Origin of the sequence: Salmonella sp. NW38, from assembly GCF_051807745.1 — a bacterium.
Classification (GTDB): domain Bacteria; phylum Pseudomonadota; class Gammaproteobacteria; order Enterobacterales; family Enterobacteriaceae; genus Salmonella; species Salmonella enterica.
Window position 1 is genome coordinate 1 of the sequence record NZ_JAMMTO010000031.1, and the last position, 1,207, is coordinate 1,207.

Sequence of the window (1,207 nt, forward strand, 5' to 3'; positions counted from 1 at the left end):
TGTAAGTATCCCGCATAATCGTGCCATTCATATTTAGAGATCATCCGGCATAATCAATCTTCCAACGAAGGAGATCGCGATGCGTAAAACCCGTTTCACTGAGAATCAGATCATCGCTGTGATTAAGTCGGTTGAAGCCGGACGAACCGTTAAAGATGTCTGCCGGGAGGCTGGTATCTCTGAAGCCACCTACTACAACTGGAAGTCCAGATATGGCGGCATGGAGGCTTCTGATATTAAAAAGATCAAGGATCTTGAGGACGAGAACCGGCGCCTCAAACAGATGTTTGCCGACCTGAGTCTTGAGAACCGGGCGCTGAAAGACGTTATCGAAAAAAAACTTTAAAACCAGCCTTTAAGCGTGAGCTGGTCACTCATCTGATAACGACATTTGGACTCAGTATCCGTCAGGCCTGCCGGAGTCTGAACCTGAGCAGAACGGTTTACCATTACCGTCCGGATAACACACGTGACGAACCCGTTATTACCGCATTGCAGGCGGCAGCTGAACGGTATCCACGATACGGTTTTCCGAAGCTTTTTCAGGTTCTGCGGCGGCAGGGATACATGTGGAATCACAAAAGGATCCACCGTATTTATTGTCTGCTGAAGCTGAATTTTCGCCGTAAGGGCAAACAACGGCTGCCGGTGCGTAACCCCTCGCCACTGGCCACGCCGGAAGCGCTGAACCAGAGCTGGTCTGTCGATTTTATGCATGATGCCCTGGTCTGTGGGCGTCGTTTTCGCACGTTCAATGTCGTTGATGACTTTAACCGTGAGGCGTTGTCGATTGAAATAGATCTGAATCTTCCAGCCCCACGAGTGGTCCGTGTACTCGACAGGATCGCGGCAAATCGTGGCTATCCGGTCATGCTACGCATGGATAATGGTCCGGAATTTATCTCACTTGCACTGGCTGAATGGGCAGAGCAACATGCAGTAAAACTGGAATTTATTCAGCCGGGTAAGCCGACGCAGAACGCTTTTATTGAGCGCTTTAACCGAACATACCGTACAGAAATACTCGATTTTTATCTGTTCAGAACGCTGAATGAAGCGCGGGAAATCACGGAAAGATGGGTGTCAGAATATAACTGTGAACGCCCTCATGAATCACTGAACAATATGACGCCGGAGGAATATCGGCAACACAATCATTTGGCCGGGATCTCAAAAAATGCCTGGAACTAAAACGGGTCTATTTACA

The 1,207-nt window shown here is 48.8% G+C and carries 1 protein-coding gene; it reads left to right on the forward strand.

Annotated features, from left to right (window positions below; translation table 11 throughout):
• The first annotated feature begins 79 nt into the window (after positions 1 to 79).
• A protein-coding gene (locus NA624_RS22970; RefSeq protein WP_086007857.1) for an IS3 family transposase occupies positions 80 to 1,191 on the forward strand; the annotation gives its coding sequence in 2 pieces (ribosomal slippage) (positions 80 to 341 and positions 341 to 1,191; 1,113 coding nt in all).
• Positions 1,192 to 1,207: the final 16 nt, after the last annotated feature.